15 protein-coding genes are annotated in these 14811 nt (G+C 39.0%); 12 read left to right on the forward strand and 3 right to left on the reverse strand.

What is annotated here, in order from left to right; all coding sequences use genetic code 11:
• The 3 genes from AC4D4A_RS14385 to AC4D4A_RS14395 form a co-directional block, all read right to left on the reverse strand.
• The coding region (locus tag AC4D4A_RS14385) for a hypothetical protein (RefSeq protein ID WP_490996538.1) at positions 1 to 1241 on the reverse strand (1241 nt) is incomplete at its 3' end.
• Between the two features lie 11 nt (positions 1242 to 1252).
• Positions 1253 to 1876: a PulJ/GspJ family protein gene (locus AC4D4A_RS14390; RefSeq protein ID WP_490996539.1), complete on the reverse strand. Its 624-nt coding sequence runs from the start codon at positions 1874 to 1876 to the stop codon at positions 1253 to 1255.
• Positions 1873 to 2340: a type IV pilus modification PilV family protein gene (locus tag AC4D4A_RS14395; protein WP_490996540.1), complete on the reverse strand. Its 468-nt coding sequence runs from the start codon at positions 2338 to 2340 to the stop codon at positions 1873 to 1875. The genes AC4D4A_RS14390 and AC4D4A_RS14395 overlap by 4 nt, the downstream gene beginning before the upstream one ends.
• Positions 2341 to 2477: 137 nt before the next feature.
• Between AC4D4A_RS14395 and AC4D4A_RS14400 the strand changes: the two genes are divergently transcribed.
• From AC4D4A_RS14400 to AC4D4A_RS14455, 12 genes are all read left to right on the forward strand, one after another.
• Positions 2478 to 4217 (forward strand): hypothetical protein, encoded by a 1740-nt coding sequence (locus tag AC4D4A_RS14400; RefSeq protein WP_490996541.1) that lies wholly within the window; start codon positions 2478 to 2480, stop codon positions 4215 to 4217.
• Positions 4218 to 4245: 28 nt separating this feature from the next.
• On the forward strand, positions 4246 to 5088 hold the full coding sequence (locus tag AC4D4A_RS14405; RefSeq protein WP_490996542.1) for a PRC-barrel domain-containing protein: 843 nt from the start codon (positions 4246 to 4248) through the stop codon (positions 5086 to 5088).
• 18 nt (positions 5089 to 5106) lie between these two features.
• The gene (locus AC4D4A_RS14410; protein ID WP_490996543.1) at positions 5107 to 6483 is read left to right on the forward strand and encodes a VanW family protein; all 1377 of its coding nucleotides are present in this window, start codon (positions 5107 to 5109) and stop codon (positions 6481 to 6483) included.
• Positions 6484 to 6521: 38 nt separating this feature from the next.
• A complete protein-coding gene (locus AC4D4A_RS14415) occupies positions 6522 to 8183 on the forward strand; it encodes a GspE/PulE family protein (protein WP_490996544.1) in 1662 nt (553 codons plus the stop codon).
• Between the two features lie 11 nt (positions 8184 to 8194).
• Entirely contained in the window at positions 8195 to 9235 is a 1041-nt protein-coding gene (locus tag AC4D4A_RS14420; protein ID WP_490996545.1) for a type IV pilus twitching motility protein PilT, read from the forward strand.
• Complete coding sequence (locus tag AC4D4A_RS14425) at positions 9236 to 10444, forward strand: type II secretion system F family protein (protein WP_490996546.1); 1209 nt, start codon at positions 9236 to 9238, stop codon at positions 10442 to 10444.
• 116 nt (positions 10445 to 10560) lie between these two features.
• Entirely contained in the window at positions 10561 to 11022 is a 462-nt protein-coding gene (locus AC4D4A_RS14430; RefSeq protein ID WP_490996547.1) for a type II secretion system protein, read from the forward strand.
• On the forward strand, positions 11022 to 11771 hold the full coding sequence (locus AC4D4A_RS14435) for a prepilin peptidase (protein ID WP_490996548.1): 750 nt from the start codon (positions 11022 to 11024) through the stop codon (positions 11769 to 11771). Before AC4D4A_RS14430 ends, AC4D4A_RS14435 begins: the two co-directional genes overlap by 1 nt.
• Positions 11772 to 11795: 24 nt before the next feature.
• Positions 11796 to 12791, forward strand: coding sequence for a type IV pilus biogenesis protein PilM (pilM, locus tag AC4D4A_RS14440; protein WP_490996549.1), 996 nt, complete (start codon positions 11796 to 11798; stop codon positions 12789 to 12791).
• Positions 12791 to 13438 carry a hypothetical protein gene (locus AC4D4A_RS14445; RefSeq protein ID WP_490996550.1) on the forward strand — a complete coding sequence of 216 codons (648 nt, stop codon included), beginning with the start codon at positions 12791 to 12793 and terminating at the stop codon, positions 13436 to 13438. The genes pilM and AC4D4A_RS14445 overlap by 1 nt, the downstream gene beginning before the upstream one ends.
• Positions 13435 to 14247 carry a hypothetical protein gene (locus tag AC4D4A_RS14450; protein WP_490996551.1) on the forward strand — a complete coding sequence of 271 codons (813 nt, stop codon included), beginning with the start codon at positions 13435 to 13437 and terminating at the stop codon, positions 14245 to 14247. The genes AC4D4A_RS14445 and AC4D4A_RS14450 overlap by 4 nt, the downstream gene beginning before the upstream one ends.
• A gap of 30 nt (positions 14248 to 14277) precedes the next feature.
• Positions 14278 to 14748, forward strand: a complete 471-nt coding sequence (locus AC4D4A_RS14455) for a type II secretion system protein (RefSeq protein ID WP_490996552.1) — start codon at positions 14278 to 14280, stop codon at positions 14746 to 14748.
• Positions 14749 to 14811 lie beyond the last annotated feature (63 nt).

Genomic DNA, 14811 nt, shown 5'->3' on the forward strand with positions numbered 1-14811 from the left:
TTTCCTTGGTCACAGCTATTTTGATAGCATGTAATATTAATATTATTTAACGTTGTATTCCCAAGCGCATATATGACGGAGTTAAAGCTTAAATTACCTACTATACTGATATTACCGGTTACCAATATATTGCCCTTCACATCCATCGTTTTGTTTCCTTCGCTCTCTAAAAACAAGTTTCCATCTATAATCAGCCACTGATGATCCTGGAGATCGATTTCATCTACATCAATTCGGGCATCTCCTGAATACAAAAATGCCGTGGATGTTATATCTTTATCGAGCAAATTAAAATTGGTAATTCTCTTGATTCCTAAATTTGATTGGCCAGACTTGATCTGATTCACAATAAACGATTTCTTTTCCTCATCCGTATCCCCCTGTAATGGTTGAGGAGAGAAGCCAGCCACACTTAGCTTTTCAATAAAGGATTGATGAATGTCCACATCAATAAATTGGGTTGGTTCATCTTCATATATAGGCTTTTCATCTGATGAAAAAGCCGGGGCTATGTTTTGAATAGATAAATTTTGCCAGTATGGATTGTTTTTTTCAAAGACAGGCAGATTATCTTGTACACTTCTGGGATTATAGCAATCATTTGCCTTACTGGAAGAACAGAGTGCTATCGGCTGATTCTTATCACCGAGATGAATTTTTGATGATGTTTTAATAGCGGGCAATGAAGTATCCTCACTATCAGGAACTGAATTATAAATGTAATTCGTATCATTGCTAATAGAGAGTGTCTTATTTGAATATATATCTCCTTCAATTAATGGGGAGCCATTTAGGGTGAGGCTTTCCCTTGACCCAAGTGCGTATTTTAGAAAACTCGGCATGGCTGTGATATATACTTTTTGTGAATAGGCCGAACTGTTGATTTGCAGTATTTTTGTATAACTGCTTATGTCTGTTGTTTTATCCTCAATCTTATATCGCTTGTTATTTGTAGAATTTACTCTCGTGATCATATCCTTGATCGCTTTGTCGTAATCTGCTTTCGAAGGAAGGCTAATCATATAGCTGCCTTCTTTGGCGATAAAAGCCTCAACGGCTGCCACACCTTCTTTTAAATCACGCAGGGCATCCAGGTTTTGTGTGATATCCTCTTCTCGTAGCTCTGTCCGCTTACCGCTGTTAATCGTGGCACTGGCTATGGCTAAACCAAGGGTAGTGAGGACAAGGAAGATTAATAAAACAAGCACTAATGTAGATCCTTTTTCATTTTTAATTATCATTTTGGATCCTCCTAAAAGCCAAAAGAACTCTCTAAGACAAGTGGTTTAGAATTAATAAGGGAATTTTTTATGGTATTCTCACCCTCGAGAGCAAGTGTCAGTCGAATTGTCCCATGACTGCATTCCGTATAACCGGCATTACATTCGCCTACCGTACCGAGGGTAATCTTAGATTTAGTCTCATTGGACGTACCATTGCTAATAGTTGTGAACTTCGAATCAATCTCAACTGTTTTTATTTCCTGGACTGCTCCGGTGGTACTTTCAATGACAATCTGATGATCATCAAAGTAAATTTTAATCGTTTTTTCCGGACTATTTGTATTGTCCTCAACAAGATATCCATCAACTTTTTTCTCATTGGCTCTGACGAGGATGATCCCCTCTTTGCCAGTCGCTGAATCCTTAAAGGTTTTTACGGATCTTGGAGAATTGCTGTACATCTCATTTAAAATAGCAGTTGCTACAAAGTCAGCGTCATCTCGCAATTGTCCCTCCACCTCAATTTTTTGATAAAGTTTTATTCCGGTTAAAAATACAGAGTACATAATCGTGCCAAACAATGAAACAAGTGCAATTGTAACCAGTAATTCGACAAGGGTAACACCGCGCTCAGGCAAAATGAATTTTTTCACTTCTTCAATACTCCCTCCACACTTGTTTCACGATCGTTCCAGTTGATCTTTACCTCAACAGGGATTAAATAATTTTGCAAACCAGTTTCCTGGTGTTTTTTTAAGGTAACAGTGGCTTCATATGTCACATTATTAATGACTGTTTCTAACATATTTTCACAGGAATCTTCAGGAAACGGGCTTTTTTTACAAGAATCCCTCGTGATTAGAATTTCCTCAGGTGCAGATGAAACTGGGAAATAATTATTTTTAATAGTAATAAAGTCCTGGTTCTCGATATAATTCAAAACATTTCTGGCTACATTGATTCCGACTGTTTTGGACTCGTTTCGTTTACTATAATCGTACGTATTGTGGAATAAAGCTAATATGCTTAAAAAAATAATTCCAAGAATGGTAACGGATAAAAGAACCTCTACCAATGTAAAACCTCGTTCGATATATAAAATATTCTTTTTTTTCATGCCCGCACCTTCTTTTAATATTTCTTACTTTATTATACAATGATTCTAGTAAATATTTGTAATAAATAGGTATCTTTTCTTATATTTATAATAAATTCACAATTTATTAGAATTTGTCAAAAAAAGGGGTGGTAGGATTGGAAAGTTATATATTGGTTTTAGCATCGTTGATTTTGTTAATTCCAATCATTATGTATTTGCCACTAGGAATCACTTCTAAAGGGAAAATGATCATTATAGTAGGTGCTATCCTCGTCGCTACTATTGGGGTCTATGTAAATATGAACTTTCCACTTTGGCAGACAGCTGGGATGTTGCTTCTAATTATTATTGCGATGACCTTTTTTATGGGAGAAAAATTTGAAGGCTTGATTTTTGACCAGGAGGGCAATGACCTGACAGCGTATAAAAGTGATGAACCAGAGGGTGAAATAGAGGAAAAGGATGATCTGATCCATCTCATGGGTAATCAAAAGCAGTCAAAAGGATTGCGCAATCAAGAACTACAGCAGGAACAGCCGAAAGAAACAAAAGCGGAAATGGGTAATGAGGCAGGTAAAGAGGATGAAAATCTTACCGATAGTCCTGAAATGATTTCGCTTGAAAAAAACCAAATGATAGAGCAGGAGAATGAGCAATCCTCGGTTACAGAAGTACCGTTAACTCAGGAAACGATCAATTGGGATGAAGAAATGGAGCTGCTTCAGAATGAGTCTCCTTTAATTTCTAAAAATGAACCAGAAGTCATGGACGATGGAGACATAGAGCATCCGTATTCTAATCCAGACAAAGCTCAAATGATGGAAGGTGAAGGGGATGAACGACTTTTCATATCTAACAAGGAGGAGCCTTATGGATCTCTAACGAATGATGAAGTCGCTTTCCTCCTTAGCAAGGATGAATTGATATCCCCCGATGAATCATCGGTTCATTATATGGAGGATATTGAAATCCTCTTAGAGGACGAAGATGAGGATTTGCTGGAAGCCAAGGATTTACTAGTAGAAGAACCGTCAGTTGATCCAATCGTTAATTTATATGTAGAAGAGGATTTTCCGCTGTATGAATTGGAAGAAGATAATTCTTCTAATAAAACAGTAACCGGAGATCTATCGGATGAGCACCTGCAATCCAATTTGGTTGATTTGGAAAAAGAGCGCATCGTAAATACTGAAGAAATTAAGTCAGAACCATTAGTTGAGTCAGTTGAATGGCCAGTTAGAGATCAACAAGCAGAAAACCAACATTCTGACAAAACTGAGGAAACTCAAGTGAATGAATTGGAAGAAGATCATTCTTTTCATAAAACAGTAACAGGAGATCTATCGGATGAGCACCAACAATCCAATTTAGTTGATTTGGAAAAAGAGCGCATCGTAAATACGGAAGAAACTAAGCCAGAACCAATAGTTGAGCCAGCCGAAGGGCCAGTTAGCGGTCAACAGGCAGTTAACCATCCTTCTGACTCGGCTGAAGAAACTCAAGTGAATGAATGGCTAGAGAAAGAACTTCCTGACGAAGAAAAGATAACTCTGTACAATGAACCTGCACAACAGGAGGAACAAAAGCCGAGTAAACCATCACCTGAATATTCAGTGCTGCAAACTCAGTTGTTTGATACCTTTTTTGATCAGATTAAATTAGCAAAAATGACATGTTCTGAGGATGAGTATGAATCACTGATTAAAGGATACTTGACAGATGAATTACCTGATCAAACATATTACCGGTTCAGTACTTTGTTACTCGATCATTTTATCGAAAAGAAAAAATGGGAGGAACTTAAACAAATTTTGCTTGAACTGCAAATTAGATTTGAACAGTATCCTATCCTCGCTAAACAACTGGAATATTTATATCAAACATATTGTGTATAAACAAAAAAGATAGGGATGTGTATTCGTAATGAAAAACAGTTTAGAAATTATCAGTCAACCAATTATCAGTATTTCCGAGGGCAATCAAATCGGAAATGTAAAATCAATCGTTATTAATCCGGAAAAAGGATCTGTTGATTTCCTTACCATTGAACATGAGGATTGGCAAGTAAGTGTAAAAGCCATCCCTTTCAAAAAAGTAATCGGGATTGGTGAATATGCCATTACTGTTGAAAATGACAATGCAGTGATTGATTTAAACGAGATTCCAATCGCAAATACATTAGTTAATAAAAAAATTAAAATCACTAATACAAAGGTAATGACTCGAAAAGGGCAGCTGCTTGGTGAAGTTTCCGAGTATTACATTGATGAAGAGAATGGAAATATTATCGCTATGCAGGTCGGTGTTGGCGGTAAGGACATTATTTTGAAGGCAGAAGCTGTTTTAACTTTTGGGAAAGACATTCTGGTTGTCGTTGAGAATGCGTCTGACTACTATATTGAGAATATTGAAGACTTGGAAGAGAGCGCAGAGGCAGAGTCTATTGAACAGTCTATTAAAGTATCTGAACCAGTTTTAAACGTTGAAGAAACGACTGTAGAACAGACTGAAGTGTCAGATGTGGTAGCTGAAGCAGAAGCGGAAGCCTGTGTTTCGTTGTACCAACAGCTTTCTGAAAGTGAAAAAGCTCTTAAAGACAAGCAAATTGAATTATTGCAAGGGAAAGAAGTGAGCAAGGATATTCTGAATGGACAAGGTGAACTGTTATTTGCAAAGGGTACAATCCTTACGGTAACAGACATTGAAACAGCTCAAAGCGAAGGGCCTTCCGTGGTAGTTGAATTGTCTATGAATGTCATTAGCTAATTAGAGAGGAGCCCGGCTATGAGAAAGCAGCACATTGGCAAAGTATTTATTATATTACTATTCTCTACTGCATACATGCTTGGATTCTCTCATTATGGCTCACTAGCAATCAACAACATGATCGACCCTGAGAATAAGTTTGAGGAAAATACCGTGATTGGTTCTGTAAATGTCTCGAATAAATCAGTAACAGAGGCGAATGATTTAATCAAGAAAGAGACAGAAAAATGGAAGAAAGATAGTATTATTGAGTTTACCTATAAGGAAACAAGTACCGTTTTTAATGCAGGTTCATTCGTCTTTAACATAGAAAAGACACTTGGACAGGCACAATCCGGGAAACAGAATGTCATGCAGGTCATCCTTAAAAAGGATGCGATTGAGGAATTTATCCCTGCTTTATCCAGCAAGCTCGCTATAGAGAACATCGATAAAGACAAACTTACCTCTGATTTACTGGCGGGAGCTGCCATGCTTGATGGCAGTCCTCAGGTTTTTCAGTTGGAAAAATATATGGATGGATCAGATGAACAGAATGAGGTCATTTCTAAGGCCAGCATTAGTTTAGAGGACCGTGAACGAGAAATCCGTCTTCTGATTAAAGCACTTCCGGAAATTGAAATACCGGCAAAAACACAGGTATCGCTTGTTGAGGCAATCAAAGCTGCCAATATAACAAAGAAAGACAAGATTTCATCAGGTATTTTTGCATCAGCTCTCTATGAAGCAATTATGCCTACAAATTTTAATATTTTGGAGAGAAATATTAGCCGCGAATTACCTGAGTATGCCAAGTTGGGCTATGAAGCTCGAGTCGATTTGGAAAAGCAGGTAGACCTTGTTTTTTCTAATCCGAACGATACGGCTTATACCCTTAGTTTTTCCATAGAGGGAAGCAAATTGGTAGTGACATTGAAAGGTCATTCCTTCCTTTATAAATACAATCTTGTCATAGAAGAGCAAACAAAATTTAAGCCAAATACGATCAAACAGTACAGTGCTTTAATGAAAGAGCATGAAAGTAAAGTGTCTGCTGAGGGGAAAGATGGATTGCTCATCAGAATCGTCAGAAAAACGATCGATGAAAATGGAGAAGAAATTTTGTCAGAGGTCCTGTCTGATGACTTTTACAATCCTGTTCATCGGGTGGTTATCAGTGGATTAAAGGAGCCTGAAGTACAGACACCTGTAGAAGAAACGGATGACGGCGAACCAGGTATGGATCCAGAGGAATCTGAAGAAGAACAATCAGATGGTGATCAGGATCCGACTGAAGATGGTGAGCAAAATGATGATGAGCTGATTGAAGAGGAAGATAATTTGGAAGATCAGGATAAACAAATAGAAGAGGATGCTGAAGAAGGACCGGATGCTCCAGAGAAAATCAGTAAATAAATCAGGGAAAAATTTAATGGTATTGGAGAGATGGTTGGATGTCGCAAACCCGAAAACGCTTAGGTGATTTGTTAGTGGAAGCGGGTTTAATTACAGAGGACCAGCTTCAAAATGCTTTAGAAACAAAGATAAAAGGTGAAAAGCTTGGAGATGTCCTTTTACAAAAAGGATATATTACGGAGCAGCAATTAATAGAAGTGCTTGAATTTCAGTTAGGGATTCCACACGTTAGTTTGTTTAGATACCCGTTTGATCCTACTTTGTTTGCGATTGTACCGAAGGATATCGCAAAGAGGAGCCTGCTCATTCCTTTAAAAAAAGAAGGAGAAAAATTATATGTAGCGATGGCTGACCCAATGGATTTTTATGCAATCGATGATTTGCGTTTAGCCACAGGCTTTCAAATTATCACAGCAATCGCTACAAAAGATGATATATTGCGGACGATTACAAAATATTACGATCATGATGAAGGAATAGAAGAGCTGCTTGGGGATCTGAATCAGACTGATGTACGTAAGGATGACAAAATCACTGATCAGGACTCCCCGATTGTTAAACTCGTTAATCAGATTTTATCCAATGCCGTTTCACAAAGAGCGAGTGATGTTCACTTGGATCCGCACGAGACAAAAGTACTTGTTCGATATCGTGTGGATGGAGTTCTAAGGACAGAACGAACATTGCCAAAATCCATGCAGAGCGTTTTGACAGCGCGAGTTAAAATCATGGCTAATATGGATATTACGGAATACAGGATCCCTCAGGATGGAAGAATTAAAATTAATTTGGACTTCCACCCTGTCGATTTACGTGTATCCACCTTGCCGACGGTTTTTGGTGAAAAGATTGTTATGAGGATTCTGGATTTGGGAAGCTCGTTGAACGATTTAAATCGTCTTGGCTTCAATAAGTTAAATATGCAAAGGTTTAAATCACTGATTGAACAGCCTGCAGGAATTGTGTTAATTACAGGTCCTACCGGATCAGGGAAGTCGTCAACATTGTATGCAGCCTTAAATGATTTAAATAGTGAAGAGGTCAATATTATCACAATCGAGGATCCAGTTGAGTATCAACTTGAAGGTGTCAATCAAATACAGGTTAATTCGAATGTTGGAATGACATTTGCGACCGGATTAAGATCGATTTTGCGTCAGGATCCCAATATCGTTATGGTCGGGGAAATTAGGGACAAGGAAACAGTTGAAATTGCCATTCGTGCTTCACTAACTGGCCACCTTGTCTTAAGCACGATCCATACGAATGATTCACTCAGTACGGTAACAAGGTTAATGGACATGGGGGTTGAACCATTTTTAATTGCTTCATCGGTCAGCGGTATTGTGGCACAGCGTCTTGTGCGGCGTGTTTGCCGAGATTGCGGAGAGGAACATCAGCCGACTAAAAGAGAGATTGAGATATTTGCTAAAAGAGGCATGAAAATTGAAGTTGTAAAGAGAGGAAAGGGCTGCTCTTCTTGTAATATGACTGGATATAAAGGAAGAATAGCTATTCATGAAATTCTTGTTTTAAATGATGAGATGAAAAGAGTCATTATGAATGGAGAATCCTTTACAAAGCTAAGGGAACTGGCAATCAAGCATAAAACTGTTTTTCTAATAGATGATGGTCTTCTTAAAGTAAAACAGGGATTTACGTCAACGGAAGAAGTGCTGCGTGTAGCTGTTCTTGAATAGGGGTGGCATGGATGGATAAAAAAATTGATAGCTTGCTAAGAGCTGGATTTGAATTCAAAGCATCAGATATTCACTTAACGGTTGGAGTTCCGCCGATTATGCGGATTAACGGGGAGTTAAAAAGGTATAGCAAGGAGATTTTGCGTCCCGAGGATACGGAAGGTATGGCGCGAGCGATTGTCCCGGAGGATATGTGGGATCGTTTTAAAGAAAAAGGAGAATTGGATTTTTCCTATGGTATTCCTGGATTATCTCGTTTCCGGATTAATACGTATTTCCAGAGATCCTGTGTAGCAATGGCAATCAGAATCGTACCTACGAGAATTCCAACTATGGAAGAATTAAAGCTGCCACCGATTTTAAAGCAAATTGCCCATAAGCCGCAGGGGCTTGTGCTTGTGACAGGTCCAACAGGGAGCGGCAAATCAACTACGCTGGCATCATTGATTCAATATATGAATCAAACGATGAGAAAGCATATTATCACACTAGAGGACCCAATTGAATATTTGCATAAGCATAATGGGTGCATTATCGACCAGCGAGAGGTAGGCTTTGATACCAATAATTTTGCAAATGGCTTGAGAGCAGCACTCAGACAGGATCCTGATGTCATTTTAGTGGGTGAAATGAGAGATTTGGAGACAATTCATACAGCTATTACAGCTGCCGAAACAGGCCACTTGGTTCTCGGTACGCTCCATACCTCATCAGCAGCCTCAACGATTGACCGGGTGATAGATGTATTCCCGTCAGCCCAGCAGGCGCAGGTTCGCATTCAGCTAGCTTCTGTCTTGATCTCTATTATTTCGCAAAGGTTATTTCCGACTGTCGATAAAAGCGGGCGAAGATCAGCAACTGAAATTTTGATTAATAATCCAGCCGTGTCGAATTTAATCAGAAGCGAAAAGATACATCAAATTATGAATGTCATGCAGACATCAAAGGCTCAGGGAATGCATACACTCGAGAGCAATATTCGAGAATTGGTGACAGCTGGGGTTATCACGAGAGAATCAGCTTCTCCATTTCTTAAGGAAAAGGTGGAGTAGATGGCAAGGTTTAAATATACCGGTCGTGACGTAAAAGGCAAGCGGTCTGGTGTGGTGAATGCTATAAACAGACGCGAAGCGATGGAAAAACTAAAAAAAGATAATATACGTGTCATTGAAATGTCTCAGATGCCTGAAACGTTGCTAACAAAGGATATTGCAATTGGAAATCCTGTGAAGCTGCAGCATTTTGTTATTTATTTGCGTCAATTTTCAACCTTAATTAAGGCTGGGGTAACGGTTGTAGATTCGACAAACATTCTTTCTCAGCAAACAGATAGTAAGGCTTTAGCACGAACACTGCAAACCATTGAGACAGATCTAAGAGATGGACAGCCACTCTCCAAAGCGGCAGCGAAGCATAAAAGAATATTTCCACCTATGGTTATCAATATGATTCGAGCAGGAGAGATTGGCGGTAATCTCGATGATACGCTTGAACGTTTGGCTATCCATTATGAGAAACAGCATGATACGAAGAGAAAGATTTCCTCTGCTTTGGCCTATCCAATCGTGATTGCTATAGTAGCGGTTGCAGTAGTCATTTTCCTCTTAGTAAAGGTTGTTCCAACATATGTGAGCATGTTTGCCGATTTTGGCGGTGAACTGCCTGCCATAACCCAATTCGTCCTTAAGGCCAGTGAAATGATGCAAGCAGGGTGGTACTTTGTTGTTCTGTTCATTCTTTTATTTATTGGAGCCATCCAAATGATTAGAAGAAATAAGAAAAGTAAATATTATTTTGATTATTTTTTATTAAAGGTTCCAATCTTCGGCAGTATGTTGCAAAAGGCCGCGCTGGCTCGTATGACCAGAACACTCAGTTCCTTATTTTCAAGCTCCGTGCCTATCTTGGAATCTATGACATTAGTGGAGCAGGTAGTTGAGAATGAGGTGATTGGAAAGGTTGTTCTCGAATCAAGAGATTCATTGGAAAGAGGACAGTCGATTACAGTGCCAATGAAAAAACATTGGGCTTTTCCGCCTTTGATAACGCAGATGATTTCAATTGGAGAAACAACCGGATCTCTGGAAGCCATGCTGACGAAAGTAGCTGAGTTTTACGAAAAAGAAGTAGAAGCTAGTACTGATAAATTGAAGGCATTGATTGAGCCTTTGATGATTGTGTTCCTTGCTTCGTTAGTAGGAACCATTGTACTAGCTATTATCGTGCCAATGTTCACAATGTTTAATGAGATGAGCGGGTAAAAATATTACAGTATTATCAAAAAATGTCTTTATCTTTACCAGAAAATAGTATATATTGTAAGATATATAGAACATTTGGACTATTATACTAAATCTTTTTTAGGAGGAGAATTTGAATGAAACTATTCAAAAAGCAAGTAAAGAACGAAAAAGGCTTCACGCTTGTTGAACTTTTAGCTGTTGTCGTGATCCTTGGAATAATTGCTGCCATCGCTATCCCTGCCATTGGAACTATAATGAAAAACAGTGAGAAAGACGCACATGTGGTAAATGTTAAGCAAATGGCGAATGCTGCAAGAATGTATATTGCTAATGCAGAAAAAGTACCTGCTTCTATGACATTAGCGCAATTAGAAGAAGGTGGTTTTATTGAGAATATTACTGACCCAAGCGCTAAAGATACGACTTATCACACAACAAATAGTAAAGTAGATTACAAAGCTCCAGTACCAACTTCAGGAACTACTAAAGGGGCGGGAGCGGTTTACACAGTAACTTTAATTTCTTCTAGCGGGAATAAGACATATGTAACTGTTGATTCAAGCAAAGTTAGTAGAGAAGATATCACATTACCATAATGTCTACTCTCTATCTCTTAATCTTCCTCACCGGCCTCATCTTTGGCTCATTTTATAATGTGGTAGGTTTGAGGATTCCAGCGAAGGAATCAATTGTGGCTCCAAGGTCGGCTTGTCCGGCCTGCGGCCATACATTGACACCGAAAGAGCTTATCCCTGTATTGTCTTACTTGCTTCAAGGGGGTAAATGCCGTAAGTGTAAGGCGGGCATTTCACCTATTTATCCGATGATGGAACTGACAACGGCTATTCTTTTTGTGGCAGCCCCGATGCTGCTTGGCTGGACTGCCGAATTGTTTGTAGCATGGACACTTATTTCCCTGCTGATCATTATTTTTATATCGGATATTACGTACATGCTTATACCTAACAAAATTCTGCTGTTTTTTACAGTTGTTTTTTTGTTTATTCGGGTATTTATTCCTTTGGACCCATGGTGGGACAGTTTAGCTGGGGCTATTGTCGGGTTTGGAATCCCGTTTTTTATCGCTGTAATCAGCAAAGGCGGCATGGGTGGCGGAGATATTAAATTATTCGGTTTAATTGGATTTGTGATGGGAGTAAAGGGAGTTATTCTCGCCTTTATATTCTCCACCTTTTTTGGAGCTGTCTTTGGAGTCATTGGGATGTTAATCGGTCTTGTGAAGCGGCGGAAGCCGATTCCATTTGGACCGTTCATCGTCATTGGTACCCTGGTGGCCTACTTTTTTGGGGAGTCCTTGCTAGACTGGTATTTACAATTTTTGTGATTGATTTGGAAGGGAGAAGTTATAATGGCTTTTACTTTATTTTCAGGCAGCAATCGGGTTGTGAACCTGGTATTAAAAGACCATGTGATTCGTTATGTAGAACTTAAACAGCTGGACCCACCGATTGTTCATAAATGCGGTGAGCATTTTTTACCTGCCGGTGTTATAAAGGACGGCATTATTACTGATTTTGACCTTCTTAAGGATATTTTAAGTGATTGTGTTGCTAAATGGAAAATACATAAGCGTCAGGTGCGGTTTTTAGTACCGGACTCCCGTTTGGTCATTCGTAAGGTTGCCATTCCAAAGGATATTAAAGAGGATGAAATCAAGGGCTACTTGTATTTGGAAATGGGAACGACCATACATCTTCCGTTTGAGGAACCGATATTTGATGTGGTTCTGTTGGAAGAGACGGAGGAAAAAAAGGAAATTCTGTTATTCGCTGCTGAAGAAGCGGTGGTATCGGAGTACGCCACTTTGCTTGAGAAATCTCAGCTTTACCCTATAGAAGCAGATATATCGCCTTTGTCGCTGTACAGGCTGTTTTTTCATGCGGGAAAAAGAGATTCAAAAGACCATCTCTTACTGATTGAATTTAATCTGCATACCGTCAATACAAGTATTTTTGTAAATGATAAGCCAATCTTTATGAAAAATATCCCGATTACAGGGCAAAGTGGTGAATGGGAACTATCACGTATAAATGAAGATAAGCAAGTCATGGAATATACCGGTGACAATGAAGATTATATGCAATTGTTAGAGGATACGTATACAGAGATTGATCGGGTGCTAAGCTTTTATCAATATTCCTTAAGCCAGGAGCAGCATCAGGTCACTAAAATAATCATAACCGGTGATCATCCTTATCTAACTGAAGTGATCACTGACATAAAAAATAGATATGATCAAACTGTGGTGAGTATTCCAAAGGGATATATACAAACCAATAAGGAACCTGAATTGCCGGAGCCCTTTTTTTTAGCCGGGGGATTGGCTCTTAAAGGAGTGAGATGATGCTTGTAGAAATTAACTTGCTGCCAAAAAAAGAGCGCAAAAACCGTGGGGTACTCCTGATTATCTTATCTGCAGTGTTTCTCGGTATTCTCTGCGGAATCCTTTACTTTTGGCAATATCAGAGCAATCAAAGTCAGTTGAATGCATTAGAACAAGAATATGAAATGACTGCTCAAATGATTGAAGTGGAACAGCAGAAGGTTGTATCTCAGGAGAATAGCAATTCTGTTACTCAATTAACAGAAAAAGTTACATGGGCAAACCAATACCCTGTTAAAACAGTACCTCTCTTAAAACATTTAAATGGATTTTTGCCGGAGCGAGGATTTATTGAAACCTTTTCTTATGCTGAAAATGGCGCAATTAAACTCGAAGTGCGATTTGATAAAGCAGAAGAAGCAGCCTATTATCTAAAGGATTTATCATCAACTGAGGTCATAACGAATGCAATGGTTTCTTCATTGGAGGCAGCACCTGTTGAGGAAGAGAATGAAGAGAGCGAAGATAGTGAAGAAAGTGATTCTGTGGAACTAAAATACGATCCCCGATATATTGGGACATTTGAGTTAACTCTCAATATGCCGGCAGTAAAAAAATTGAAGGCTGATGGTGAGCTGCCCTCTGAAGAAGAGGTGAAATCGAAATGAGTTGGCGATTAAGTAAAGTTCAAATCTACATATTAAGTGGTATTTGCGTAGCCATTCTATTACTATTTGCCGGATTGTATTTCTTGCTTCTTAATCCGATGAAATCAACGATTGAAACAAAGAAATCTGAAGTAGCTACACAGCAAACTGTATTGGATTCTATTTCTTCACAGCTGAATCAGTCAACTGGATCAACGTATCAGTCTACGATGGAATTGCAGAAAAAGTTACCGGTAAAACCATTGGGAGATCAGTTAATCCTGGATTTTGAAAAAGCAGAGGTTATCTCTGATAGTCTGATTTTGAAACTGGAAGTTCGTGATGAAGAACTGGCTGAAGCAGAGGGGGCGGAGCCCGCTCAACCAACTGATTCTGCAGATGGAACAGGTACGGCTGACTCGTCAAATACCGAAACAGCATCCGGAACAGAGGTTGAAACCGAATCAGAAGAGGAGCAGCTTGAACCCCCATTACCGCTGCCGCAGGGTGTGAAAAAATTGGCGGTAAAGGTGACAGTTGAGGCTGATGGGTATGATGAAATTGAAAAATTTATTGAGACAATGGAGTCCTCCAGGAGGATTATAAAGGTAGACGGCCTTGAGTTTGTTGGGACAGAAGAGATTACTTCCGTTGAGCAAAACACGGAGCCGCTTGTTTATACATTAAGTGTTTCTGCTTTTTATTCGCCGGACCTTTTAGATTTGCAAAAACAATTGCCGGATATAGAGGCGCCTCCTCCAGCTAATAAAGATAATCCATTAAGCATTGCACCGGATGTATATGAGGATTCAAAAAAAGAAAGTGAGTAGTTTAATAGAAGTATTCAGGTTGTGAGTGAAATGATAAGGAAATTAAATAGGAAGTCTAATGAAAACGGAGCTACCTTAATTGAGTTACTGGCGGTTATTGTCATATTGGGTATTATAGCTTCAATGGCTGTCCTCGTGATTGGTGATGTCATCCAAAAGGCGAGAAAACAGGCCCTCGTCTCTAATGCCTATATCATGCGCAATGCCAGTACGATTTATTATAAAAATAAAGAATTCAATAAGGAACCGATAGTAAATCCTGTAACATATAACGAACTTGTTACCTCAGGTTTTTTGGATGTCATCATTGATCCGGATACAGGAGATAAATGGGGATTAGATCATACAGATTCCTATGTACAATTTAAGGATGGGAAGGCAGTATCCATCTGTTTAATTGGAATGAAACGTAAATTATGCGGTGAAAAGCAAGGTGAAGGTTATTTGCCGCTGTCTCTTGATCAAATACGTGAAGAGAATGTTGAGGATAGAGAATTCTAGAAATTTGGCGAAACCTTTTTGGACAAGACGACAAGAGTCTTGTTCTTTTTTTTTTATGGAATG

The sequence above is a fragment of the Pradoshia sp. Z5_111 genome, from assembly GCF_058267535.1.

Excerpts from the sequence above, each read along its gene's own strand:
- AC4D4A_RS14395 (WP_490996540.1), bottom strand. The coding sequence starts at position 2,340 with ATGAAAAAAAAGAATATTTTATATATCGAACGAGGTTTTACATTGGTA.
- AC4D4A_RS14405 (WP_490996542.1), top strand. The coding sequence starts at position 4,246 with ATGAAAAACAGTTTAGAAATTATCAGTCAACCAATTATCAGTATTTCC.
- AC4D4A_RS14410 (WP_490996543.1), top strand. The coding sequence starts at position 5,107 with ATGAGAAAGCAGCACATTGGCAAAGTATTTATTATATTACTATTCTCT.
- AC4D4A_RS14415 (WP_490996544.1), top strand. The coding sequence starts at position 6,522 with ATGTCGCAAACCCGAAAACGCTTAGGTGATTTGTTAGTGGAAGCGGGT.
- AC4D4A_RS14420 (WP_490996545.1), top strand. The coding sequence starts at position 8,195 with ATGGATAAAAAAATTGATAGCTTGCTAAGAGCTGGATTTGAATTCAAA.
- AC4D4A_RS14425 (WP_490996546.1), top strand. The coding sequence starts at position 9,236 with ATGGCAAGGTTTAAATATACCGGTCGTGACGTAAAAGGCAAGCGGTCT.
- AC4D4A_RS14430 (WP_490996547.1), top strand. The coding sequence starts at position 10,561 with ATGAAACTATTCAAAAAGCAAGTAAAGAACGAAAAAGGCTTCACGCTT.
- AC4D4A_RS14435 (WP_490996548.1), top strand. The coding sequence starts at position 11,022 with ATGTCTACTCTCTATCTCTTAATCTTCCTCACCGGCCTCATCTTTGGC.
- pilM (WP_490996549.1), top strand. The coding sequence starts at position 11,796 with ATGGCTTTTACTTTATTTTCAGGCAGCAATCGGGTTGTGAACCTGGTA.
- AC4D4A_RS14445 (WP_490996550.1), top strand. The coding sequence starts at position 12,791 with ATGCTTGTAGAAATTAACTTGCTGCCAAAAAAAGAGCGCAAAAACCGT.
- AC4D4A_RS14450 (WP_490996551.1), top strand. The coding sequence starts at position 13,435 with ATGAGTTGGCGATTAAGTAAAGTTCAAATCTACATATTAAGTGGTATT.
- AC4D4A_RS14455 (WP_490996552.1), top strand. The coding sequence starts at position 14,278 with ATGATAAGGAAATTAAATAGGAAGTCTAATGAAAACGGAGCTACCTTA.